This is a genomic window from Chitinophaga sp. YR627 (assembly GCF_900114995.1).
Taxonomy (GTDB): domain Bacteria; phylum Bacteroidota; class Bacteroidia; order Chitinophagales; family Chitinophagaceae; genus Chitinophaga.
This window is the reverse complement of record NZ_FOUX01000005.1, coordinates 785,027-809,745: the sequence shown is the minus strand read 5'-3', so window position 1 is coordinate 809,745 and position 24,719 is coordinate 785,027. Positions and strand designations below refer to the sequence as shown.

Sequence of the window (24,719 nt, the reverse complement as noted above, 5' to 3'; positions counted from 1 at the left end):
TGTGTTTTTCGTGGAATAAATGTAGTAGTAAGAGCAATGTTACATAATTATTACGTTATTGCCGTTGAGCTCAAATTATTGATAATTTGCAAAAAGTTTTTTCTGATAAGCTATGTTTATTTACGTATTGTTATTACTCACATTTGCCCTGGCCTTGCTCAGTATCTTCTTTGTTTTCAGGGCCTCCGGAAGGGGGCTGCAGCATAGCTGGTCAGTGCTGCTCTTAGGTTTATCCCTCGGTGTATTTATTTATCTCTATGGAACCTGGATTTACCTTACTGTGGATGCCAAATGGGGTTTTGGTATCTGTTTATTGTTAACCCTGCTGGGGGTGCTTTTCCGCAAAAAGAAAAACAAACCGGCCCCCCGTACATGGCGATATGTTGGCAATGTGTTCTTTTCTGCCCTTTTTATCACCTTATCCATCCTTTATTTTACCGGTACGACCGGGAAGGCAAGAGCGATCGATCTGGCATTTCCGCTGAAGACAGGGCGTTATTTTGTCTTACAGGGAGGGAAAGGTCTGCCAACAAACCTGTTTCATTTTAGTCTGCGTGGCGCGATCTACGCCATGGATATTGTGAAATTAAAACCGGATGGCAGCAGGGCGAATAAGATCTTCAGTCCGAAGCTGGAGGATTATGAAATATTCGGCGATACCTTATACAGTCCGTGTGACGGCCGTATCGCAAAAGCGGTGGGAGATGACCCGGACAATATCCCGCCAAATATGGCCAGAGGTCCGCACAATACCAATCAGGTGCTGATCGAAACAGCAAATAGCTACGTGTTCCTGGCGCATCTGAAGCAGGGAAGTGTGGTCGTAAAAGAAGGGGATATTGTAAAACAGGGAGACCCTTTGGGATGTGTGGGGAATTCGGGGTTCAGTTCAGAGCCGCACCTGCATATACAGGCGCATGTGAAGGTACCGGGGGAGCCCTGGTTCCGTTCTCCGCCAAGATATATTCATTTCAATGGCAGAGGATATCTGCTGTATGAGGTGATCCGGCCACAACGGGTGGAAATGGTACAGAAGTAAACGGTTAAAATAACCGTTTAGCTTCTGCATTTAATATCTGTGAGGTCAGTTCGGAAGGAGATGTTTCCGCCTGTAAGAATACTTCTAATATTTGTTTGTTCAGATCCATCGCGGTCGCGTCCGGAGGCAGTTGACTGGCTACCTGGTTAACGATGGTGATGGTCTGTTCTTTCAGCGTTTTTACAGCTTCCCAGGCTGTAGGAGATACGTAGATCTGCTGCGCTATATTATGTTCAAATTCTGCTTTAATGGTCTGTATGAGTCCTACCTGCATATCTACAGCGGTTAAGCCCGGCTGAAAAATGCGGCTGATCATGTTTTGCAGATTGATACGTTCTACCAGCAACACGAGGCGCTCGTAAGCCGCCAGTTGTAAGGGCCGGATGCTTTTGTCAACAGGCGTCTGTGCCGCAGCATCGGGGGCAGGTGTGGCGTCTTTTGGTTTACGGATGGTGTCTTTTACCATGGTATACGCGATGTAAATAGCGCCGGCCGCCAGCAGAATAAAGAGTAAGGTACGATTTGAGAAGTCCATTCGGATTGATTATTACTGACGCAAATATATGAAAATGAATTAATATGCAAAGGTGCATCTAAAATAGTAGTGGGCAAAAAAAGAGTCAGGCTATACTTATCTTACGTTGATGCTTCGTTTATAAAGGGAGCACTAACATAAGATAAGTATAGCCTGACTATAGTTATATACCGGCAGCATTAGCTGAGTTGCGCTAATCCTGCTTTCAGGCGCTTCATACCTTCTTCCAGTTTTGCCATGGAAGTCGCGTAGGAGAGGCGGATACAGTTCGGCTGTTCAAATGCAGCGCCGGTTACGGTAGATACGTGCACTTTGTGCAGCAGGTACATACACATATCGTCTGCATTACTGATAACGTTTCCTTCGTAAGACTTACCGAAGAAGGCGCTTACATCCGGGAACATATAGAAAGCGCCATCCGGTTCGATCAGTTGCAGACCCGGTGTGCTGCTCAGTTGTTCAAATACAAAGGCACGTCTTTTTCTGAATTCTTCCAGCATGGCGTGCGCAGTGCTCAGATCACCTGTCAGTGCGGCTACGCCGGCTTTCTGGGTAATAGAGCTGGTGGCAGATGTGAACTGGCTCTGGATATTTTCAGCTGCTTTTGCTACTGCTTTAGGAGCTGCCAGATAACCAAGACGCCATCCGGTCATAGCAAAACCTTTACTCAGACCGTTGATAATGATGGTGCGTTCCTGCATGCCTTCAAACTGGGCGATGCTTTCATGCTTACCAACATAGTTGATATATTCATAGATCTCATCCGCCATGATGTAGATCTGTGGATGTTTTGCGAATACGTCTGCCAGTGCTTTCAGTTCTTCTTTACTGTACACTGAACCGGTAGGGTTGCAGGGAGAGGAGAACATGAACAGTTTGGTTTTCGGCGTGATAGCCGCTTCCAGCTGTGCAGGTGTGATCTTATATTTGTTTTCGATGCTGCATGGAACGAATACCACCTCACCCTGACACAGTTTTACCAGTTCAGAATAAGTCACCCAGTAAGGAGTAGGGATAATGACTTCATCGCCCGGATTGATTACACTTAATACAGTGTTGGCAATGCTCTGTTTCGCGCCTGTGGATACGATGATCTGTTCGGGCGTGTATTCCAGTCCGTTATCACGCTTCAGCTTATGCACAACCGCCTGGCGCAGGTCAGGAATACCCGCAACAGGTGTATAATGTGTAAAGCCATCGTCGATAGCTTTCTTAGCAGCCTCCCTGATGTGGGCAGGTGTATCAAAGTCAGGTTCTCCTATGCTCAGATCTACAATGTCTATACCCTGGGCTTTCAGCTCACGGCTTAATTTAGCCATCTTAATCGTTTGAGGCTCGGATATCCTCGACAGCCTTTCGGCGAGTTCCATTTGCATCATAAACAATAACAGTTTTATAGGGTTAACTGGGACAAACCTACAATAAATTTGCAAGTGTTATAGCACAAATAATGGAAAGCTATAATGGAGAAGCCAGGTTTACGGGAATACACTGCATTAAAAAAGCAGCCGGGGTCAATTTGAACATTGACCCCGGCTGCTGCTATGTGGATAAACGTAATTATTAATTAATACAGGCTGTACATGTTATTCACGCGCAGTTTCTTCACATCTGTGAATGACTTGTCGCCTGACAGAACGATCGTGTACACTTTATTAGCCGAGAAGCTCAGGGTAGGAGCAGTATTTTCAACCAATACAGAATCCGTACCTGCCAGTTTTACTTTGATATTGTTAGAGAACAGAGCGTTCTTAGGTTGTCTGAAAGAGAAGTCAAATCCGCCATTGCCAACATATACACGGTTGCTGTCCACCTTCTGGTTGTCGAGGTACAGGTCAACTGCCGGAATATTTGGGCTCAGGTGGAAGAAACGGAAGTTTACGAAGTTTTCCTTTGCAGTGGTGAAGTCATCTTCAACTGCTCTCATGATAGGAGCGGTTGAATCACCGTAAGCGATAATGGTATTGTAGGTCAGTGAATCGAATACGTTCACCACTTTTGCGTAATCATCGGTCTGACCGGTCTTTTTGAAACTGAAGGTACGCGGACCGCCATAGATCACATAACCGGCGAACAGGAAACCTGTGGTCAATGGATTCTGATTCACTTTCTGTGAATTGTCATAAAAGTCCATATTGGCGGTGGTCAGGATACCATTAATAATAGAAACACCAGCCTGGGGTCTTGAAGGAGTAACCGGATCAGTCTTCAGACAGGAGCTTAAACCTGTTACCAAGGTCACAAGGGCGAGTAATGCCCACACACGGATTTTTTTAGTTGTCATTGTGCTATCTTTTAGTGCAATTGAGTTTTTATAAAGATTATTCGATTCTGGTGTAATCAGACCTGAATCTGGACAGGTCCGGAAGATGTTTTCTGGTACGTTGCAGTTCATATTCATATATAACCTGTCCTAACGCTTTTAAAAATGGTTTCCCTGTTTCTTCAAACTGATAATGCTCGTCGTTTAAAATACCGTCCTTATTAACATATACAGTGGCTGACAACATGAATTCTACCTGATGTGTGAAATCCGCAATATAGGCCGCATCAGTCAGAAATCCGTATGCCCAGCCGGGTTTATTAAAACTTCGCAGGTCTGCATCCGGTCTGTTATGTGGCTGTCCCCCGAATAAAAGGAATTTCACATAATTGTGGTGGAATTCCGTGGTATCGTAGGGGGGATGCGCTGATTCTTCCGGCTGCGCTGACATGCAATGATATAAAAAACTGTAATCTTCTTCCTTTAAACGGAAACGTCCGGATTTTGTTACAGCTTCCGGAAAAATTATGCGGCGCAGTATTTCATGGAGGTCGGCCAGGGGAAGCCTGTTCTTCTGAGAGGCATCCATAGGGGTATGCACAAGTTGATTGTCCTTATTATAATAGGCCTTCCCGATGCTGTCATGCCTTGGAGAGAACTGCAGCTGGCTGTAAGCTGCCGGTTGGTGGTACAGGACCTTTCCATCCCTGCGGAAGGTAATGGCATTGGTATGCCGGTTCTGTTCCGGACTGATGCCGCTGACACCCACCCGATGCAGTATTTGCGTATTGTGGAAACCATTCTCCCACAATCGTTTATTAAAGGTCTCCTGTCCAATAAACTCATATAAACGATTAAATGCATCATTATCACTCACCAATAGTATTTTTTTAATATATTGCTCAACAGAAGGCCGGCCATCAGCAGCTGAGCTGTCGCTCAGTACGGCAGGGCTGATCCCTTCCAGGCTGTCGGTATACATAGGTGTATGCCGATCGAGGCCTGCGATGGCGAGGTCGTTCAGTTTTTCGAGTGCGAGTGCGGTGGCGGGTAGTTTTACAGTGGAGGCAGGGTAGAAGTAGCTGTTGGTATCGGTGTGATAATAATAATGAGTGAAGTGCGGTTGGTTATCAGCGTCTCTGTCTATTCTTGTGTAAATGATCTGTAAACCAAATGCCTGTGGATGCTGGTATATCGGCCCCAGCTGTGCGGAATGGGATGCTAAAAGAGTATCCAGAAAAGAGTCCTGAGATTGATAATGCCTTGTTCCCATATTTTTATTAGTATTGCAGGCTGCAAAGAGTAGCATCAACCATAGATAAATACACCGGAGCATAGTTAAAGAATAGTTTTTTGAAGAAAAAGTAAGGGTTTATTAACTGAATATCAATTATTTCCACCTTTTTCCTTTTCTACCTTTGATCGGCTTTAATATATCAATTTAAATTCTATCTTTGCAACTCTTAAAAAATTTTTATAAACCCGAAACAATATGCAACTTAAAGGACTGGTTAGATTTTTTGCCGGTGCATTGATCCTTATCTCTGTGTATTATTTGTCGTTTACGTTCCTGGTACGTAATTACGAGAAAAAAGTTGCTGCGCAAGCCCAGAGTGACGTTACGAAATCACTTCCATCTGCGGAGCAGCAGTATCCTGGAAATAAAGAGCTGCAGGCTGTTTATTCGGATTCACTGGCTGAACTGGTGAAAGAGAGAAGACAAAGGATCCTGGATAGCACCAGCAACAAAGAAATGGCGGGTTTTCCTTGGTACGTAACCTATGACAAAGCCAAAGAAAAAGAGCTGAACCTGGGGCTTGACCTTCAGGGTGGTATGAACGTCGTTCTTGACGTGAGTGTGGAGGATGTGATCCGTGCATTAAGCGGTCAATCCCGTGACGCGGCTTTCAACAAAGCCCTGGAACTTGCAGTACAGCGTAAGAAAACCAGTCAGTCAGATTTTGTAACATTGTTCGGGCAGGCATATGAAGAAGTACAGCCACAGGGCCGTCTTTCTACCATCTTTGCCAATGCTTATCAGAAAGATATCGACTTCAATACAACAAATGCGAAAGTATTAGATGTGATCCGTCGTGAGGCAGGTGCAGCTATCAAAAATACTTACCTCGTATTGCAGAAACGTATCGATAAATTCGGTGTGGCTTCTCCAAACATCAGCCTGGATGAAAACAAAGGTATCATCTCTGTAGAGCTGGCCGGTGTTGACAATCCTGAGCGTGTTAGAAAATACCTGCAGGCCAGTGCAAACCTGGAATTCCGTGAGGTATATAAAAATGATGAGCAGTTCATCGCTGGTGTTATTCAGCCAATGAACGAAGCTATCAAAGCTGCTGTAGGTGTTGCGCCGAAAGCTGCAGCTGACAGCACTAAAAAAGATTCTGCTGCTGTAGCAAAAACTGGTGCTGATTCTTCTTCTACAGGTAGCCTTGCTGCTATCCTGGATGGTAAAGACAGTGCTAAGTCCGGCAAACCTGATTCCCTGAAATCAGACGCTGAGCGCAGAGCTGAGCTGGCGAAAGCTGAGCCTTTCTTCAGCATCTTCTTCCCAAGATATGATCCAAGACAAGGTGTTGCTTTCGGTCCGATCGTAGGCCACATCCTGCCTTCAGATACTGCAACCTTCAGACGTTACACCGAGATCCCTTCAGTGAGAAATGTACTGCCTAAAGATCTGGTGTTCGTATACGGTGCAGAAGATAAAGAAAACAAGCGTGCTCCACTGCCGGTTTACGCAATCAGAGTAAACCCGATCAACCCTACTCCACGTGTAAGTGGCGAAAGAGTGATCGACGCTAAACAGGATTATGACCAGAGCGGCCGCCCTGAAATTTCTATGACGATGGACCAGGTTGGTGCCAAAGAATGGAAAAAACTGACCGGCGAACTGGCTCCTACTGATCCTTCTAATATTGCTTCCCTGAACTACGTTGCCGTTGTACTGGATAACATCGTTTACTCTGCTCCATCCATCCAGGGTGAGATCGCAGGTGGCCGTTCTTCTATCTCCGGTAGCTTTACCCTGGAAGAAGCAAATGACCTGGCAAACATCCTGAAATCAGGTAAAATGCCGGCTCCTGCCAAGATCGTTCAGGAACAGATCGTCGGACCAACCCTGGGTGCTGAATCCATCGCTGCAGGTGCTAAATCTTTCGCGATCTCCTTCGTTGTGATCTTCGTACTGATGCTGGTATATTATAATACAGCTGGTTGGGTTGCGAACATCGCCCTGATCCTGAACCTGCTGTTCACCTTCGGTATCCTCGCTTCCCTCGGCGCTACGCTGACAATGCCTGGTATCGCAGGTCTGGTACTCACCATCGGTATGGCTGTGGATACGAACGTAATCATATTTGAACGTATCAAAGATGAACTGAGCCGCGGTAAGACCTACCAGCAGGCAGTAGAAGACGGTTACAAACGTTCCTACGCTCCTGTACTGGATGGTCACATCACCTCCCTGCTCACAGCGATCATCCTGTTCTACTTCGGTCTTGGTCCGGTACTGGGCTTCGCTACCACTCAGATCCTCGGCTTGCTGCTGTCTCTGTTCTGTGGTATCATGATCTCCCGTATCGTTACTGACTGGTGGACTAACAAGAAAAGACACTTCGAATACTTTACACCGGTTTCCCGTAAAATATTCAAACACGCTGCTTTCGACTTCGTAGGTAAAAGAAAATACGCTTACATCGTATCATTCGTAATGATCGCTTTAGGTGCATCTTCCTTCTTCCACGGTTTCCGTCACGGTGTTGACTTCGACGGTGGTCGTAACTACACTATCCGTTTCGAACAGCCAATGAAAGCGGACGATGTACGTGATGCACTCGAGCATGAATTCGGTACTGAGCCTTATGTGAAAACAATCGGTAACAGTAACCAGCTGAGCATCACTACCAACTATAAGATCGAAGAACAAAGCGAAGCGGTAGACAGAGAAGTAACACAGAAAATGTTCGACGGACTGAAGAAATTCTACGAACCAGGCCTGACTTTAGAAGCTTTCGCTTCTCCAAGGTTCATCGTAGCATCTCAGACAGTATCTCCGACCATCTCTGATGACTTACGTGCAGGTGCGATTAAAGCAACTGTATTGTCCCTGATCGTGATCTTCCTGTATATCCTGCTGCGTTTCAGCAAATGGCAATACTCTATCGGTACTATCTTCTCCCTGTTGCATGACGTGATGGTAACACTGGCTGTATTCTCTTACTGCCGCGATATCGTTCCGTTCGCACTGGAAGTTGACCAGCACTTCATTGCGGCTATTCTGACCGTGATCGGTTTCTCGATGAACGATACCGTGATCGTGTTTGACCGTATCCGTGAATACTTCCGTACAGGTTCTATGAAGGGTGCAAGCAGAGACCAGGTGATCAACAAAGCGATCAATGATACATTGAGCCGTACTGTAATGACTTCCCTGACTGTGTTCCTGACCATCCTGATCCTGTTCATCTTCGGTGGTGAAGTAACCCGCGGTTTCGCATTCGCGATGCTGATCGGTGTGATCACTGGTACTTACTCATCTATCTTCGTAGCAGCTCCAGTCTTGGTTGACTTCGATAAGAACAACCAGCTGGCTAACGAAAGCGAAGCACTTCCTGTAAAAGAAGCTGCTGCTCCGGCTAGTAAATAAGTGTTCAACTAAAATGTTTGATATGAAGAGCCCTTCGGTTTAACCGAGGGGCTTTTTCTTTTGGGACTATTAACCCCCCAAGGACATCCTAAAATGACCAGAAAGCAGCTTTACAGCCCAAAATCTGACATTTCTGGTGGGAAATGTATCGTTAACCAGGTAGATATGCTGATCGAAAAATCGGGTTAAAAAGAGAGTTTAGAGGGATGAAGTGAGCTAAGGAAGAAAAAAAGTGAAGAAAAGGATAGCGATACTGACGGATGCATAAATCACGTGCTGTAACGTGGAATTTTAGTACTTCTCGGTTATAAGCCCAAAAAGAACCGGGACTATCTGCAGGCCCTGAGCTTACTGATAGTCCCGGAACCGGGTTTGGGTTAGTTATGCTAATTAATCTCTTGTCAGCAACTTGATCAGCTTATCATCTTCTTCACCATTGTCCTGAATAATACCAAAGCTGCCTTTGTAATCCCATACGCTCCAGGAGATATTGTTTTTATCCAGCGCTTTCTTCACGTCTTTATACCAGTGCAAACGGTCTTTACGGTACACACTGCTCAGACAACCGAATTCCCCGCAATACAATGGTAACTTCAGTTTCTGTGCCACTTTAACAGCCGTCATGATCTGCTGCTCGATCACATCGGCATTATACTCCTCAGTGGCACCAGCCAGTATATTGCGGATGGTAGCCGGTTGCTGTGCCATCTCTTTCTGGGAGATTGTCGCGCCGGGATAATGTACCGGTCCGCTGAAGTCCTTATGAGCCGTCCAGCTGGCCTTATAATGTGTAAAGAAGAACGGATTATAGTAATGGAAGCTCAGGATGATCCTTTTGTCATTCGCCGGTATTTTCAGCAACGGAAAGGTCGCGTAAGACTGATAGCGGTTGCTGCCTACAATGATCACGCGTTTGGGCTCCAGTTCCCTGATCAGACCAACACCACGGGCCAGCAGATCATTCCATTGGGAAGCACTGTCAGCCACTGGCTCATTCAGTAATTCATAAGCTACCAGGTCAGTCGGATACTTTTTCAGTTCTCCACTCAGTTCTCTCCAGCATTGCAGGAAACGTTCCTGTGAAGCAGATTCTTCCCAGAGGCGGTTCTTTTTGCCATCAAAATGATGGCTACGGAGGATGTGCATGTCTACAATCGCCCGTATATGGTATTGTTTACACCATCCTATTGCTTTGTGCAGCAGGACGAATGCGTCTTTGTATTTTTCTTCTTTGTAGTCCCATAATTCTGCTTCTTCAACCGGGATACGGATATGGTCAAATCCTTTGGAGGCCAGCAGGGCTACGTCTTTTTCTGTGAAATACTCATTCTGGGCTACTCCATTGCGGCCACCAGACTGGGACAACCAGTGGCTGATGTTCACTCCCTTATGGATGTCAAATCCTTCAGGCATTCTCTGGGTCTGGGCAAACACCGCTGACGAGGGAATAGCCAGCAGACTCACGATCAATGTGATAATAGGTAGTTTGTAGATATTTAACATGACGCAAATATTCAAAAATTAGTCTATAAGGGCAAACCTCTTCGCCGGAAATGAACCGTCTTTGATTGAACAGGCAATGTCTGTGGCCGAACAGTCTGTTAGCTGAACAGGAAAGCGACGTCGTCTTCTGTCAGCTTTTTCACGAAGCCGGTATCCTCACTGATCAGGTCATCCGCAATCATCTTTTTCCTTTCCTGGAGTGCCAGTATTTTTTCTTCTACACTGTCTTTACAGATCATTTTGTAGGCAAAAACTTTATTCTGCTGACCGATACGGTGTGTACGGTCAATCGCCTGTTGCTCTGCGGCCGGGTTCCACCATGGGTCTACCAGGTAGACATAGTCAGCGGCGGTTAATGTCAGTCCGACACCTCCCGCTTTCAGACTGATCAGAAAAACCCGCACTTTCTCGTCTGTCTGGAACTGCTGTACCAGTTGCTGTCTGTTTTCTGCTTTGGTACTACCATCCAGGTAAAGGAAAGGAAGACCTTCGCTTTCCATGGACTTCGCAATCAGCTGCAACATGCCGGTGAACTGTGAAAAGACGAGCACTTTGTGCGCGCCGGTGTTTTCGCTGATCTCGCGCATCAGTTCATCCAGTTTGACAGAACTGGTTACATGTGATTCCTGTTCTACCAGTTGGGGCGCATTACAGATCTGCCGTAGCCTGGTCAGACCTTCCAGCACGTAAATCGTACTGGCAGCCATTCCTGCCTCGTTGATCTGTTTGAGCAGCTTTTCTTTGTACATATCGCGTATGCGATTGTATGATTTCCGCTGTTCTTCGCCCATCTCACACCACATGATGATCTCTGTCTTATCCGGCAAATCCTGTGCAATTTGTTCTTTGGTACGTCGCAGCAGGAAGGGATATATTAATCTGCGCAGCCGGCCGGCCTTTTCTGCGTCGGCATATTTGTCAATTGGCATGGCAAATTCTGACTTAAAGAACGCCTGATTACCTAACAGTCCGGGGTTCGCAAAGTTCATTTGCGCATAAAGATCCATGGTATTATTTTGGATAGGCGTACCGCTCAATATAAGTCTGTTGCGGCATTGCAGTACCTGTAGTGCTTTGGTGGTCTGCGAAGAAGGGTTCTTGATCACCTGACTTTCATCCAGTACCACATAACCGAATACATGATTGTTGAAGATCGCAGCATCACTGCGCACGGTACCATAACTGGTGATGATCAGTTGCTGTTGTTTCCAGGCAGCTGCGTCATATTGTCTGTTACCTCCATGGTACACTGTGTAGCGCAGACCGGGTGCAAATTTCTGCAATTCGGCCTCCCAGTTATAGATCAGTGAGGTTGGACATATGACAAGGTGTGTCTCACCCGGATACTTCTCTGCGAGGTGTTGCAGAAAGGTGATCGTCTGTAAGGTTTTACCAAGACCCATATCATCTGCCAGGCATCCACCCCAGCGCATCGCATCCAGAAGGCACATCCATTCAAATCCTGCCTGCTGATAATTACGAAGTGTGGCCTGTACGGCGCTGGGAACAGGGAATTGTCCGGCGGCGTGTGCCTGTAAGCGGCGCAGTTTCTCCAGCGTATTTTCCTGTACTGGCGTTTCCCTGGTTTCCAGCATTTCCTGGGCTACGGTAAAATGCAGTCGTGATAGTTTCAGTCTGTCTTTATTGACCTGTCCGAGTTTCCACAACAGATCATGTTTATGCAGCCATTCATCAGGAATGACGCCGATGGTCCCGTCTTTCAGCAGGAGGTGTGGTTGCCGGTGTTGTAAGGCTTTCTGTATATCGGTGAGGGCAACGGGAATATCGCCGTAGTGTATATCTATTTCGAGATCAAAAGTGTCCTTGTCATCACTGTGCCAGCGCACATCCATTACAGGGATATTGGTGTTATAACGGAAGTGTTTCAGCTGATCCATTCCATATACGCCAATGTTCTTATCTGTCAGTTTGCGATAACATTTCACCAGCCACTGGCTTTTCTCTGCATCTGCGAAAGGCAGATAGAAATACCCGTTACGCTGTTGAGTAAAACGTGCATGCAGACTACGGATGAAGGTGATCATTTCTTTTTCCGCGTCCATATGCCGGCGTATCTCATACTGGATATCACCTTCTGCTCTGAGCACAACAGGTTCGCTGCTGTCTTCAATGGAGAAGTTACCGTATTGCCATTGCGGCGTCAGTACCAGAAAGGCCTTATTCAGTTCGCTCAGCCAGATGTTGCATTCCGGCGGTGTATCGATCACTTCTTTTTGTAACAGGATGCTTTTGTCTACAGTGTATTGTTCACTTAAGACAGGCAGTTCATCCTGAATAAACGCGGCTTCTTCTGCAGCAGGGATCTCCTTTACACCAGCGGGAAACTGTTCCAGCGTAGCCGCAGCAGCAGGAGCGAGGATAAATAATTCACCTTCTCTGCGCAACAGAAATCCGTAGTGTTCAAAACCGGAAAGCGGTGCTATCTGTCCGTTGATCGTCACGATGGCGACCATGCGTAAGGCGCCGGTAGTCGTACGTTTCAGTTCGAAGGAGAGGATAGGTGTGAAGTTGCTGACGGTCACCGGACGTGTATGTTTCATCAGCATACTGTCGTCCGTGATCATGGTATACCAGGGCAATACAGGCGTCAGTGGCCGTAATTGCTGTAGTGTATGATAGAGGTATTGTTGCAGGCCTTCCTGTATAAACTGCTGCTGGGTGAGTTCTTTCACGGGATTGTCGCGAAACTTCTCTTTCAGCTGCAGTTCTTTATAGACCATAGCTTCCTGCGTACAGGGCTGCAGCAGGTGTTGTACGCCTGCTGGTAATGTGTTGAAGATAGATAATGATTTTTTATCACTCAGGGGGACACGCTGACAGGTACGTCCGGCCGCATCTTCTTTTAACATTCCTGCACTGATCTTCACCGGTTCGGGGTGATTGGATTGTAACTCCAGCAATAATACGGGAGTTACTTTATTCTTATTGTTACTGCCTTGTGTAATGGTTTTACCCATGTAATAGAATGGTTATAATAAATCGGGTTACTTATTGCTGATCTATAGTAATCTTGTTCAGATTTTCGCTTCTGAAAATCCAGTTCAAACATAAAATCGTTCGGACTCAAAAGTATTGTATATGTGTTAATTCAAACACGCTTTATCATTATTTCTTTGTTCAACATCTTTCGGATGCTTTTCATTATTCAGCGTTAATATGTTTCTTTTCTTTTGCTCAGACTTCTTCACAATTCCTCTCTTCATTCATTCCTCCTCATGATTCTTTTATCATTCAACTCCATTTCAACTTTTCTCTCTTGTTCAGACCTTTTCACAGCTCCTCTCTTCGTCCAATCCTCCTCGCGATTCATTCCACCATTCAGCACCACCACAACTTTTCTCTCTTGTTGAGACTTCTTCACAGCTCCTCCCTTCTTTCAATCCTCCTCACGATTCATTCCACCATTCAGCACCACCACAACTTTTCTCTCTTGTTCAGACTTCTTCACAGCTCCTCTCTTCATTCAATCTTTCTGACAACTCGCTTCTTCTTCCAGACACATAACGCTCCGCTATATTGCTAATTCTTACTTTCTGTTGCGCCGGCCAATTGCAACAGTTGTTCATGTAAGGCCAGCACCTGCGGAATGACCATTTCCTGTTCATCATTTTTGATAACATAGTCGCACAGTTTCATCTTAATACTATCATCGATCTGTTTATACATCCGGGCCAGCACATCAGCGCGGCCGATATTGTCCCGTTTCATGACACGATGTATACGTAGAGGCTGAGGGGCGGATACGCCGATGCATTTATCGAGAAACTGAAAGGAACCTGATTCGAAGAGGAGGGCAGCTTCTTTCAGTACGTAAGGGGCGGTCTGGCGGTTGGCCCATTCGTCGCTGTGACGGATGGTGGCGGGGTGTACCAGGGAGTTGAGCAGTTCCAGTTTATCTTTATCGTTAAAGACGATTTTACCCAGGGTTGCTCTGTCGAGGACGTTTCCGGCGCTGTAGATCTGTGGTCCGAAATGTTCTTTCACCTGTTGTATCAGCAGTTCATCTGTCTGCATAATAGTTTTGGCCGCATCATCTGCATAGTAAACAGGAACGCCCAGCAGGGCAAAGATCCTGGCAACTGTACTTTTTCCCGAGCCTATTCCGCCTGTAATACCGATTTTTAACATAGCACCAAATTCCAAAAAAAATCCCAAACTCCGCGGGGGAATTTGGGACTTACTGTCGGAAGACAGCAAATTATTTTGCAGGTGTCTCGGCAGCTTTCTGCTGAGCAGAGGTATACTCCATGCTGATCGCAGAGCGTTCAACTGTAAAGTATGTACCTGGGCTTACCTCGATCTGGAGGGTGTTATTATCGTTGATCTTTTTAACCTTGCCATGGATACCTGCGATAGTAACGATTTTATCGCCTTCACGCAGATTGCTGATAAAGTCTTTCTGCAGTTTTGCTTTCTTGGTCTGAGGGCGGATCATGAATAACCACATTACCAGGATCATACCCCCGATAAATATAAACTGGAAGCCAGCGCCACCCTGAGCACCAGCTGCACCACCACCCATCAGTAGAACGTTCAGCATGTTAGTGTACATCGTATTAAGTTGTTATTTGTTGTTTAGTTGTTATGATTTCTGCTTCATTATCGTACACTGGATCTTTGGTCCCTGCACCTGTTCAGGCTTTGTATTGGCCCTGATAATGATTTCTTTTTCAGTATATCCGTCTTTTCCTGCGCTGTTGAAAACCACTTTCATGTAGCTGCTCTTTCCTGGCTTGATTGGTTCCTTCGGCCAGTCCGGAACGGTACAACCGCAACTGGAGGTTGCATCTGTTATCAGCAGGTCTCCGTTTCCGGTATTTGTGAACTTGAAGGAATATTCCACTCTTTCGCCTTCAGTGATGTTACCGAAGTTGTGGACCATTTCATCAAAGGCGATCACAGGTGTACCTTTTGAAGTGTCTGCGGCAGCGCTTGTCTCCTGAGCTGCTTTTTTGCCGGCATCTGAGCTATTACAGGCGCCTGCCAAAAGGCTGCCGGCGATCAGGTAGAAGAATATCTTTTTCATAATTGTATCGGGTTCGATCCAAAAATAGCTATTTTTTTGTACGATCGACCTTCTTTATCTGATTGGCCTGGTCCAGGTCTTTCAGGATATTATCCAGAATACCATTTACGAACTGACCACTCTGAGGAGTACTGTAAGCCTTCGCCAGATCAATGTATTCATTGATTGTCACCTTGGTAGGTATGGTCGGGAAATACAGGAACTCGCATACGCCCATCTCCATTAACAGCATATCCACTGCGGCGATACGTTCAGGGTCCCAGTTCTGCAATTTTGGCTTGATCAGCTCCAGGCAGTATTCTTTCTTATCAAGTACGGTCAGCAGCAGTTCACGTGCATACTCCAGTTTCTCCCGGCTGATCAGCTGAAGGAAATTGAAGAGGTGCGGTTTGTGCATGTAATTGGCTACCAGGAGGTCCATCATTTCGGCGTCATCGCTCCAGTGCAGGAAGCTGTCTTCCATGTGCTGCAGGAAAAGCTCATTTTTAATGAGGATCTCTTTGTATACATACTCCATGATCTCCTTTTCGGCCGCTTTATTGCGGCCTGGCTCCTGAATGTATTTCTGGTAAATGTCTGTGGCTGTGAGCGTGTTGTACAGTTTTCTGATCAGGTCTGGTTCCGGAAGGTATTTGAGCTTCCATTGTTCCAGGTTCACCTGAAAACCTTTGTCATTGATTATCTGGAAAATGAACTCATTTCCCGCTATTTTAGTGTTTACCTGCAGGTCGGCTGCTGAGGGAAGGTGTTTGGAAGCACGGGTCTGAGCGTCAATTTCTGCATATTGTGCTACCTGCGTGAGGCAGTATAACATGTATGTAAAGAGCTGACTTGTCTGGTCCAGTTTTTCGTTCAGCAAACTGGTAGCCGTGCCCGGCTTAATAGCACCCGGTTCCATCGTTTCGAGCGCATAAAGGGTCTGCATGACCTTCACCCGGATATTTCTTCTGCTAATCATCTTATAATCAAGAACTGTATGAGGGCGCAAAGCTATGGAAAATTGACCAATTAGGCATTGGCAATTCATAATTAAGCAGCATTTACAGCTGTGTTTATTTCTATCTTATTGATATTCATATGATAATGATATTTTTATAGAGAGGGGACCAGGGAAATATGACAATTTGCTGCGTTAATGCGTCAGACAATAAGGAAGATATGTCGGTATTTTAGGATTTGCACATTGATTCTGTCAGGTTTTTTCTGAAAAAATGGCATTTTTGTCAGTGTAGGCAATATGCCTATCTTCGGTGACTGAAAATTTGACCAGAAAAATGCCTTGGCACAATTATCGAAGTGCCAAGAGCACAATAAACCTTCATATTACCTTTTTAAAAAGTATAATTATATGGCACAAGATTTAAGTATTAAACCCTTAGCTGACAGGGTGATCGTAAAACCCGCAGCAGCTGAAGAGAAAACAGCTGGTGGTATCATCATCCCAGATACTGCAAAAGAAAAACCACAGAGAGGTACTGTAGTTGCAGCAGGTCCTGGTAAGAAAGACGAGCCGGTAACTGTAAAGGTTGGAGATACTGTATTATATGGTAAATACTCCGGTACTGAGATCAGCATTGAAGGTGGCGACTACTTAATCATGCGTGAATCTGACATTTTAGCGATTGTTTAATCGATCCAGCTGAACTGACGGACAAAACCAAAACACTCAACAGAAAAACACAAAGCTATTATGGCAAAACAGATATTTTTTAGTACAGACGCCCGTAACAAAATGAAGAAAGGCGTGGATACCCTGGCAGATGCAGTGAAAGTAACCCTGGGTCCTAAAGGTCGTAACGTTGTAATCGAGAAAAAATTCGGTGCTCCTTCTTTAACTAAAGATGGTGTTAGCGTTGCTAAAGAAATCGAACTGGAAGATCCAATTGAAAATATGGGTGCTCAGATGGTGAAAGAAGTTGCTTCTAAAACCGCTGACATCGCAGGTGACGGTACAACTACTGCTACCGTTCTGGCGCAGTCTATCATCGGCGAAGGCCTGAAAAACGTTGCCGCTGGTGCAAACCCAATGGACCTGAAACGTGGTATCGATAAAGCTGTTAAAGTAGTTATCGAAAACCTGGCTAAACAGGCTGAAACTGTTGGTAACGACAACAAAAAAATCGAACAGGTTGCTGCTATCTCCGCTAACAACGACTTCGAGATCGGTAAACTGATCGCTGAAGCGATGAATAAAGTAACCAAAGATGGTGTTATCACCGTTGAAGAAGCGAAAGGTACTGATACTACTGTTGAAGTAGTAGAAGGTATGCAGTTCGATCGCGGTTACCTGTCTCCGTACTTCATCACCAACAGCGAAAAAATGCACGCTGAGCTGCAGAATCCTTACATCCTGATCTACGACAAAAAGATCAGCACCCTGAAGGATATCCTGCACATCCTGGAAAAAATCGTTCAGAACGGCCAGCAGCTGCTGATCATCTCTGAAGATCTGGAAGGTGAAGCACTGGCTACACTGGTAGTGAACAAACTGCGTGGTCAGCTGAAAGTTGCTGCAGTGAAAGCTCCAGGTTTCGGTGACAGAAGAAAAGAAATGCTGCAGGATATCGCAACCCTGACAGGTGGCGTTGTAATCAGCGAAGAACAAGGTTACAAACTGGAGAATGCTGACCTGAGCTACCTCGGTCGCGCTGAATCCGTAACTATCGATAAAGACAACACGACTGTTGTTGGTGGCAGAGGCGAGAAAGAAGCAATTCAGGCTCGTATCAACCAGATCAAAGCACAGATCGAAGTAACGACTTCTGACTACGATCGCGAAAAACTGCAGGAACGTCTTGCTAAACTGAGCGGTGGTGTTGCTGTACTGTACGTAGGTGCTGCTACTGAAGTAGAAATGAAAGAAAAGAAAGATCGCGTTGATGATGCCCTGCACGCTACCCGCGCTGCTGTTGAAGAAGGTATCGTTCCTGGTGGTGGTGTAGCTTACATCCGCGCTATCGAAAGCCTGGATTCACTGAAAGGTGAAAACGCTGACGAGCAGACTGGTGTTGCTATCGTTAAACGCGCTATCGAAGAGCCACTGCGTCAGATCACTGCTAACGCTGGTATCGAAGGTTCTATCGTAGTACAGAAAGTAAAAGAAGGTAAAGGTGATTTCGGCTTCAACGCCCGCACTGAAGTATACGAAAACCTGCTGGCTGCTGGTGTTATCGACCCGGCTAAGGTTACCCGTATCGCACTGGAAAACGCTGCCTCTATCGCAGGTATGCTGTTAACCACTGAGTGTGTAATCGCTGATAAACCAGAACCTAAATCTGCTGCACCAGCTCCTCACGGCGGTCACGGAATGGGTATGGACTATTAATATAGTATCCAAAAATATAAGTGAAAGGGTATCTGTCTTCTGGCAGATACCCTTTCCTTTTTTGTGCGCTTCCTGTAACTTTAGGGAATTATCTCCGTTATAACTGTATGAACGCATATTTACGCGCCGCTTTTAGTCTTTTATTATCACTTGTCCTGATGACCGGTTGTTCAAAAAGTGAACAGTCCGAAACCTACAACGATGTCACCGACTACGAACGAACAATGAGAGAACAGGATATTGCCATTCAGCAATATATCAGTGCCAATAACCTGAGACTGGAGCATGACTTCAGTGGTATCTATTATAAAATAGAAACTCCGGGCGACCAGCGCGCCTTTATGAACCTGAATTCTGTCCCTACACTGAGTTATGTACGCCGTAACCTGAAAGATTCTATCCTGGATGCCTCTTTCGGCAGTACGAACTTTGATGGCCGTGCCCTTAAAGACCATATCGTGGGCTGGCAGGTAGGATTACAGAAAATAGGAAAAGGAGGGAAAATATTCCTGATCATTCCTTCTCCGTTGGGCTTTGGTAATATCGCCGTAGGTAATATTATACCGGCAAATACCGTTCTTGTCTGTGATATGGAACTGGTAGACTTTAAATAACCCACCCGTAATCAATTATTCAATATTATAAATTAGAGCACTTCATGAAAAGATTTCGCATGAGACACCTGCTTTTTATCGGAGCAGCGATGATGATGGTTTTTTTTGCAGCTTGTAGCAAGGACAATACTGAACCTTACGACCCGACTCCTCAGTTCAATAAGGATGTTGACTCTATTAAGGCTTATCTGAAAGCTAAGAACCTGACCGCTATACAAGATAGTGTCAGCGGTATTTTTTACAACATTTCTGCACCAGGTAATGGCGTGGATAGCGTGAAATACAATACCACAAAAGTAAATGTTTTGTATACCGGTAAACTGTTGAACGACATGGTGTTTGACTCTACCACAGGTACTACCACACGTGAGTTCTATGCAGGACAGGTAATTGTGGGCTGGCAGTTCGCACTAACCAGGATCTCCAAAGGTGGTAAGATCAGGGTATATATCCCTTCTTACTACGGATATGGTAATCAGGCGAAAGGTAATATTCCGGCAAACTCTCCGTTGATCTTTGATATCGAACTGGTAAATCTGACCAACCCAATACAATAGTATCGTACTTTACACTTTATACTGAGGGCCTGTTCCGTAATGGAGCAGGCTTTTTTTATTAGTGAAACCGGATAAGCTAAATTGATAATCAGGTACTGAAGAAGAGAAGGATTACAATTTTATTACACGAGTTTGCTACAGGCGTGCTATGCAGGAAAGCCCTGTAATGATATTGTAATACGCCTATATATAACAAGGCGGTATGCAAAATCCGCTTACATTTGTTCAAATTCTATGTCGTGGCACACGAATGTATATCGGTTTTTGATATTTTTAAGATAGGCGTAGGTCCTTCCAGCTCACACACGTTAGGCCCATGGCGGGCAGCCCTGCAGTTCCTGAATGAAATTCAGGCTACAGGACGAAAACTCAGCTCCATCGAACATGTCAGCGTTTTGTTATACGGTTCATTAGCCAAGACCGGTCATGGACACGGTACGGATATCGCGGTGCAATTAGGTCTTTGTGGTGATGATCCCGTTACATTTGACGTGAATCAGATCAATAGTAAAATGGATGATATCCGCAGAAGTAAGGAAATGATGATTGGTGGTACCCACCGTATTGCATTTGATCCCCTGCAGGATATCTCTTTCCTGTTTGAAGAATCACTGCCTTTCCATCCCAATGCACTGACCTTCCTGGTTACATTTGCAGACGGTGAACAACAGGCTGCTACCTATTACTCTATCGGTGGCGGATTTGTCGTAAAAGAAGGTGAAGCATCCGGTGGCGGCGCCGCACAGGTAGACCTGCCTTTTCCGATAGATACCGCCCGTCAGTTACTGCAATGGTGCATCAAAACAGGCTATTCCATCTCCGAACTGGTAATGGAAAATGAACAGGCCTGGAGACCGGAAGCAGCGACCAAAGCAGGTGTTATGAATATCTGGCGGGTCATGAAAGAATGTATCTATCGTGGTTCGCATACAGCAGGTGAACTGCCCGGCGGACTCCGTGTCGCCAGACGTGCCGCCGCCCTGAACAAGAAATTATTAAAAGGACGTACCTATAACGATTATGACTCCTGGATCGCAGCGATCAGAGAAGGTGGTAACCACTTCGCTTATACGCTGGACTGGGTAAGCTGTTTCGCACTGGCTGTTAATGAGGAAAATGCCTCTTTCGGTCGTGTTGTAACCGCTCCTACCAATGGCGCCGCTGGTGTCATCCCCGCTGTACTGCAATACTTTATTGCCTTCTGCGATGGCTACCAGGAAGAGAAGATCATGCAGTTTATACTCACGGCTTCCGAAATCGGCAGCATCTTCAAAAAACGCTCTACCATCTCCGCAGCTATGGGTGGTTGCCAGGCAGAGATCGGCGTATCTTCCGCAATGGCGGCAGCTGCACTCACCGAATGTCTGGGTGGCTCTCAGCGGCAGGTGCTCATGGCGGCAGAAATCGCAATGGAACATCACCTCGGATTGACCTGTGATCCTATCGGCGGACTCGTACAGGTGCCCTGCATAGAAAGGAATACGATGGGTGCTATCAAGGCCATCACCGCTTCACAGCTGGCCTTACAGAGTAACCCCGAACTGGCGAAAGTATCGCTCGATGCAGTCGTGAAAACCATGTGGGATACCGCACTGGATATGAATAGTAAGTACAAGGAAACTTCTGACGGCGGATTAGCCGTAAATATACCTATCAGCCTTCCGGAATGCTGATTCAATTAAGGATTAAAAATTAAGAATTAAGAATTATGCCTTTATTAAAGGCTCGATTCTTAATTCTTAATTTTTAATCCTTAATTTGTTTGATATACCTGCAATTGATATGAAAACTATCTCGTGCCTCCTGATATCCATTCTGTTCCCCTTTGCCTTAATGGCACAATCATTTGGAGGTAATCCACCTTCCGTGAAATGGCGCCAGATCAATACTGATACTGCCCGAATAATATTCCCTGCCGGTCTGGAGCAGCAGGGACAACGTCTAGCTAACCTTATTCACTATATTGACAGGTATACCCGTTCCTCTATTGGAGACAGGAATAAGAAGGTCAGTATCGTACTGCAGAACCAGACGCTGGAGTCCAATGGTTATGTTGCCATGGGACCTTTCCGTTCTGAATTTTATCTCACACCGCCGCCGGCTTCCGCTGATCTCGGATCACTGAAATGGGAAGACCAGCTGGCGATCCATGAATATCGTCACGTATTACAATACCGCAATTTCAACCAGGGGCTGACCCGTGTTGCCTATTATGTAATGGGTGAGTTGGGAATGGCTGGTCTTTCCAGTATTGCGGTACCCAACTGGTTCTGGGAAGGAGACGCTGTTACCATGGAAACAGCGTTGAGTTTGCAGGGCAGGGGCCGTCTGCCGGCTTTCTTTGATGGATTCAGGGCCTTATCCCTGGAACATCGTGACTACAGTTATATGAAGATCAGGAATGGTTCTTATGTTGACTTCACACCGAACCATTACCCGCTGGGATATCTTATGAGTATGTATGGCCGTGAACATTATGGCCGTACTTTCTGGAAAGACGTAACGACTGACGCCGTACGTTACAGAGGATTGTTCTATCCTTTGTCTCATAGTCTGAAAAAACGCACAGGCTACAATACCGAGGGTTTCTATCATGCCATGCTGAAGGAATATCAGCCGCTATGGAATAACTATGCAAAGGAGCAGAGCAAACCAGGGAAAGCCTTACTGGAAGCGCCCCATACTGTTACCAATTATAAATACATTTATCCGGTGAAGCCTGGCGAATGGCTGATCTATAAAGATTCCTATCAAAAGTTAGCAGGTTTTTATCTGCTGGATAGCAGTGGGCATCAAACGCTGGTGACCCGTCCGGGTATGAACTTCGACGACTATTTCAGTTATCGCAATGGCCGCCTGGTGTGGACAGAAGCCCGCTTCCATCCACGTTGGTCCTGGAAAGATTATTCCGTCGTAAAGACATATGATATGTCCACCGGAAAGACGTCGACCGTCACGCATACAACAAGGTATTTCTCTCCTGATATTTCTGCTGATGGTAAGCGCATTGTGGTGGTCTCCACATTGACTTCACAGCGATATGGTTTGCAGATACTGGATGCGCAGACAGGCGCATTGATCGATTCATTACCCAATCCTGATAACTGGTATTATACTTACCCTAAATTCTCTGCTGATGAACAATGGGTGATCAGTAATGTGCGTAATAACCGGGGCGAGATGGCCATGTTACGGCAGTCACTGAAGACAGGAGAGCGGGAACTCCTGACGCCTTTCTCATTCACTGTATTGGGTATTCCGTCTGTCAGTCAGGATACGGTGTATTACACAGCTGCCTATAAAGATGTGGATAACGTGTACGCACTGACGCTATCGGATAAAAAGATCTGGCAGGTGACAGCGCATTCCAATGGTGTGTTACATGCAGCTGTTGATAATAGTTCGCAGCAGGTGATCTACAGCGCATTCGGTGCAAAAGGATATGCGCTTTATGCAACTCCGCTGGCACCGCAAGAATGGCAGCAGATAGATACCGGACGTAGTTACCATAGCGCCTGGTTACGGCCGGATTTTCAGGAAGGTGGCAGCATCCTGGACAAAGCTCCACATGAGCAGTATGCTGTAACAAAATATGAGAAGAGCAGCCGTCTGTTTAACTTCCATAGCTGGCTGCCTACATTTGATGATCCTGATTATAGTGTGACCTTATATGGAGACAATATTCTGAACACAGCTACTACAGCCATTGGATATACCTACAACCGTAATGAGGGAAGCTCTGGTTTTACCGGCGATTTCATTTATGGCGCCTTGTTTCCGTACCTGCAGGCAGGAGCGAAGTATACCTTTAACCGTTCGGACTTCTTTACCGGTAAGGGACGTCTATACTGGAAGGAAATGGATGTACACGGCGGTTTTACAATTCCGCTGAATCTCTCTTCCGGTTTGTATAGCCGTAGTTTATCTGTGTCTTCCATGTATCATTATCTGGAGCGGATCCCACAGGGTAATTTCCGTTTTACACATCCAAGTGTGCAGTATATTGGTAATACCCTGGTGTTTAACAACCAGCGCCTCAGAGCCAGACAGCATATTTATTCTCATTTCGGACAATACATCGCTTTACAGTATAACCGCTCGCTCACCAATGTATTTGCAGAGCAGTTGTTCGCCCGACTGGACCTGTATCTGCCGGGTATCCTGCCGAGTCATAGTCTTGTCTTACAGGGTGCATGGCAGCAGAGAGATACGATGCGTAATTACTCCTTCACGGACAACTTCGCCTATTCCAGGGGATACAATGAGCCATTCTATGAGCACGTGTATAAACTGGGTGCGAACTATCATTTCCCGATCATCTATCCGGACTGGGGATTTGCACAGATCCTTTATCTGATGCGTGTCAGAGGTAATGTCTTTTATGATTACAGCAGGGCCTATAATTTTATCAGCAAGGTAAACAGGGAATATAAATCTACCGGTGGGGAGCTGTTCTTTGACACGAAGATAGGCAATGAAATACCTTTCACCTTTGGTTTGCGGTATAGTCACCTGTTTGACAAGGATCCTATTGATAACGCAACACAAAGGTTCTCATTCATTCTGCCATTACAGCAGTTATTTAATTATTAGTATTCCATCAGCGCGGTGATGCGCCCGGTCATTTATGTAGTTACATCAATATCAGGCTATTAACGAACGTTGAAACGGAGTTTAGGAGCTCTGTACAGTTTATTGCCGGTATAGTTGATGATGATGTTATCGAAGTAAAACACTTCATTTCTCTCAAGCATTTCCTTAATACGCTCCACCCAGAAGGCAGGGAGTCTGTCGCCTTTGAAGTCGTCTCCTACAAATTCGGAATAGAAGCCGGGTTTACCGGTAGTATCATTCAGATAGGGTTCCTTTCTTTCGTAGGTGAACTGGAAAGATACCACAGGGTATTTGTTATTCTTTTCGTCCCTTACTACGAGCGGAGAATCAAGCAGTTTGATGATTTCCGGACGGGGGAGGGTATCCGGCAGGAAAATGCCCCAGGTGCTACGGAAGCGGGTGGTAGTCGTGGTCGTTTTACCAGTAGCAGTAGCAGCAGTTGCAGGTTTCTTAACGGCAGGTTTCGCCGGCTTTGCAGTTTGCGCCAATACTGGCATGCTGGCCATGAATAAAAGGATTCCCGAAATCAAATAACATTTACGCATAGTATAAACAGGGATAT

19 protein-coding genes are annotated in these 24,719 nt (G+C 45.8%); 8 read left to right on the top strand and 11 right to left on the bottom strand.

The window, feature by feature from the left end:
- The first annotated feature begins 112 nt into the window (after positions 1-112).
- Complete coding sequence (locus BMZ72_RS28395) at positions 113-1,039, top strand: M23 family metallopeptidase (protein WP_089813452.1); 927 nt, start codon at positions 113-115, stop codon at positions 1,037-1,039.
- 4 nt (positions 1,040-1,043) lie between these two features.
- Here BMZ72_RS28395 and BMZ72_RS28390 read toward each other — a convergent pair whose 3' ends face one another.
- The 4 genes from BMZ72_RS28390 to BMZ72_RS28375 all read right to left on the bottom strand — a co-directional run bounded on the left by BMZ72_RS28390 (position 1,044) and on the right by BMZ72_RS28375 (position 5,110).
- Positions 1,044-1,574: a DUF7935 family protein gene (locus BMZ72_RS28390; RefSeq protein WP_089813450.1), complete on the bottom strand. Its 531-nt coding sequence runs from the start codon at positions 1,572-1,574 to the stop codon at positions 1,044-1,046.
- A 179-nt stretch (positions 1,575-1,753) separates the two neighbouring features.
- Complete coding sequence (locus BMZ72_RS28385; RefSeq protein WP_255373312.1) at positions 1,754-2,893, bottom strand: pyridoxal phosphate-dependent aminotransferase; 1,140 nt, start codon at positions 2,891-2,893, stop codon at positions 1,754-1,756.
- Positions 2,894-3,141: 248 nt separating this feature from the next.
- Positions 3,142-3,858: a DUF4397 domain-containing protein gene (locus tag BMZ72_RS28380; RefSeq protein ID WP_177222957.1), complete on the bottom strand. Its 717-nt coding sequence runs from the start codon at positions 3,856-3,858 to the stop codon at positions 3,142-3,144.
- 37 nt (positions 3,859-3,895) lie between these two features.
- Entirely contained in the window at positions 3,896-5,110 is a 1,215-nt protein-coding gene (locus tag BMZ72_RS28375; protein ID WP_089813444.1) for a serine hydrolase, read from the bottom strand.
- A 219-nt stretch (positions 5,111-5,329) separates the two neighbouring features.
- On the opposite strand from BMZ72_RS28375, the gene secDF reads away from it, so the two are divergent.
- A complete protein-coding gene (secDF, locus tag BMZ72_RS28370) occupies positions 5,330-8,497 on the top strand; it encodes a protein translocase subunit SecDF (protein ID WP_089813442.1) in 3,168 nt (1,055 codons plus the stop codon).
- A 390-nt stretch (positions 8,498-8,887) separates the two neighbouring features.
- On the opposite strand, the gene BMZ72_RS28365 is transcribed toward secDF, so the two are convergent.
- The 6 genes from BMZ72_RS28365 to nusB form a co-directional block, all read right to left on the bottom strand.
- The gene (locus tag BMZ72_RS28365) at positions 8,888-10,000 is read right to left on the bottom strand and encodes a glycoside hydrolase family 5 protein (RefSeq protein WP_089813440.1); all 1,113 of its coding nucleotides are present in this window, start codon (positions 9,998-10,000) and stop codon (positions 8,888-8,890) included.
- Between the two features lie 98 nt (positions 10,001-10,098).
- Complete coding sequence (locus BMZ72_RS28360; RefSeq protein WP_089813438.1) at positions 10,099-12,978, bottom strand: DEAD/DEAH box helicase; 2,880 nt, start codon at positions 12,976-12,978, stop codon at positions 10,099-10,101.
- A gap of 562 nt (positions 12,979-13,540) precedes the next feature.
- Entirely contained in the window at positions 13,541-14,149 is a 609-nt protein-coding gene (gene coaE, locus BMZ72_RS28355; protein WP_089813830.1) for a dephospho-CoA kinase, read from the bottom strand.
- 70 nt (positions 14,150-14,219) lie between these two features.
- Complete coding sequence (gene yajC, locus BMZ72_RS28350) at positions 14,220-14,561, bottom strand: preprotein translocase subunit YajC (RefSeq protein WP_044220102.1); 342 nt, start codon at positions 14,559-14,561, stop codon at positions 14,220-14,222.
- A gap of 42 nt (positions 14,562-14,603) precedes the next feature.
- Positions 14,604-15,047: a DUF1573 domain-containing protein gene (locus BMZ72_RS28345; RefSeq protein ID WP_012793819.1), complete on the bottom strand. Its 444-nt coding sequence runs from the start codon at positions 15,045-15,047 to the stop codon at positions 14,604-14,606.
- Between the two features lie 28 nt (positions 15,048-15,075).
- A complete protein-coding gene (nusB, locus tag BMZ72_RS28340) occupies positions 15,076-16,005 on the bottom strand; it encodes a transcription antitermination factor NusB (protein WP_089813437.1) in 930 nt (309 codons plus the stop codon).
- A 390-nt stretch (positions 16,006-16,395) separates the two neighbouring features.
- Here nusB and groES point away from each other — a divergent pair, with 390 nt between their 5' ends.
- From groES to BMZ72_RS28310, 6 genes are all read left to right on the top strand, one after another.
- Positions 16,396-16,677: a co-chaperone GroES gene (gene groES / locus BMZ72_RS28335; RefSeq protein ID WP_012793817.1), complete on the top strand. Its 282-nt coding sequence runs from the start codon at positions 16,396-16,398 to the stop codon at positions 16,675-16,677.
- Between the two features lie 60 nt (positions 16,678-16,737).
- Positions 16,738-18,372: a chaperonin GroEL gene (groL, locus tag BMZ72_RS28330; protein WP_089813435.1), complete on the top strand. Its 1,635-nt coding sequence runs from the start codon at positions 16,738-16,740 to the stop codon at positions 18,370-18,372.
- A gap of 107 nt (positions 18,373-18,479) precedes the next feature.
- Positions 18,480-18,986 carry an FKBP-type peptidyl-prolyl cis-trans isomerase gene (locus tag BMZ72_RS28325; RefSeq protein ID WP_089813433.1) on the top strand — a complete coding sequence of 169 codons (507 nt, stop codon included), beginning with the start codon at positions 18,480-18,482 and terminating at the stop codon, positions 18,984-18,986.
- Between the two features lie 44 nt (positions 18,987-19,030).
- Positions 19,031-19,543 carry an FKBP-type peptidyl-prolyl cis-trans isomerase gene (locus BMZ72_RS28320; protein WP_089813431.1) on the top strand — a complete coding sequence of 171 codons (513 nt, stop codon included), beginning with the start codon at positions 19,031-19,033 and terminating at the stop codon, positions 19,541-19,543.
- Between the two features lie 221 nt (positions 19,544-19,764).
- Positions 19,765-21,216 (top strand): L-serine ammonia-lyase, encoded by a 1,452-nt coding sequence (locus tag BMZ72_RS28315; RefSeq protein ID WP_255373311.1) that lies wholly within the window; start codon positions 19,765-19,767, stop codon positions 21,214-21,216.
- Positions 21,217-21,325: 109 nt separating this feature from the next.
- Positions 21,326-24,136, top strand: a complete 2,811-nt coding sequence (locus BMZ72_RS28310) for a TolB family protein (protein WP_089813429.1) — start codon at positions 21,326-21,328, stop codon at positions 24,134-24,136.
- Positions 24,137-24,195: 59 nt separating this feature from the next.
- Here the strand turns inward: BMZ72_RS28310 and BMZ72_RS28305 are convergent, their stop codons facing one another.
- On the bottom strand, positions 24,196-24,663 hold the full coding sequence (locus BMZ72_RS28305; RefSeq protein WP_089813427.1) for a hypothetical protein: 468 nt from the start codon (positions 24,661-24,663) through the stop codon (positions 24,196-24,198).
- Positions 24,664-24,719 lie beyond the last annotated feature (56 nt).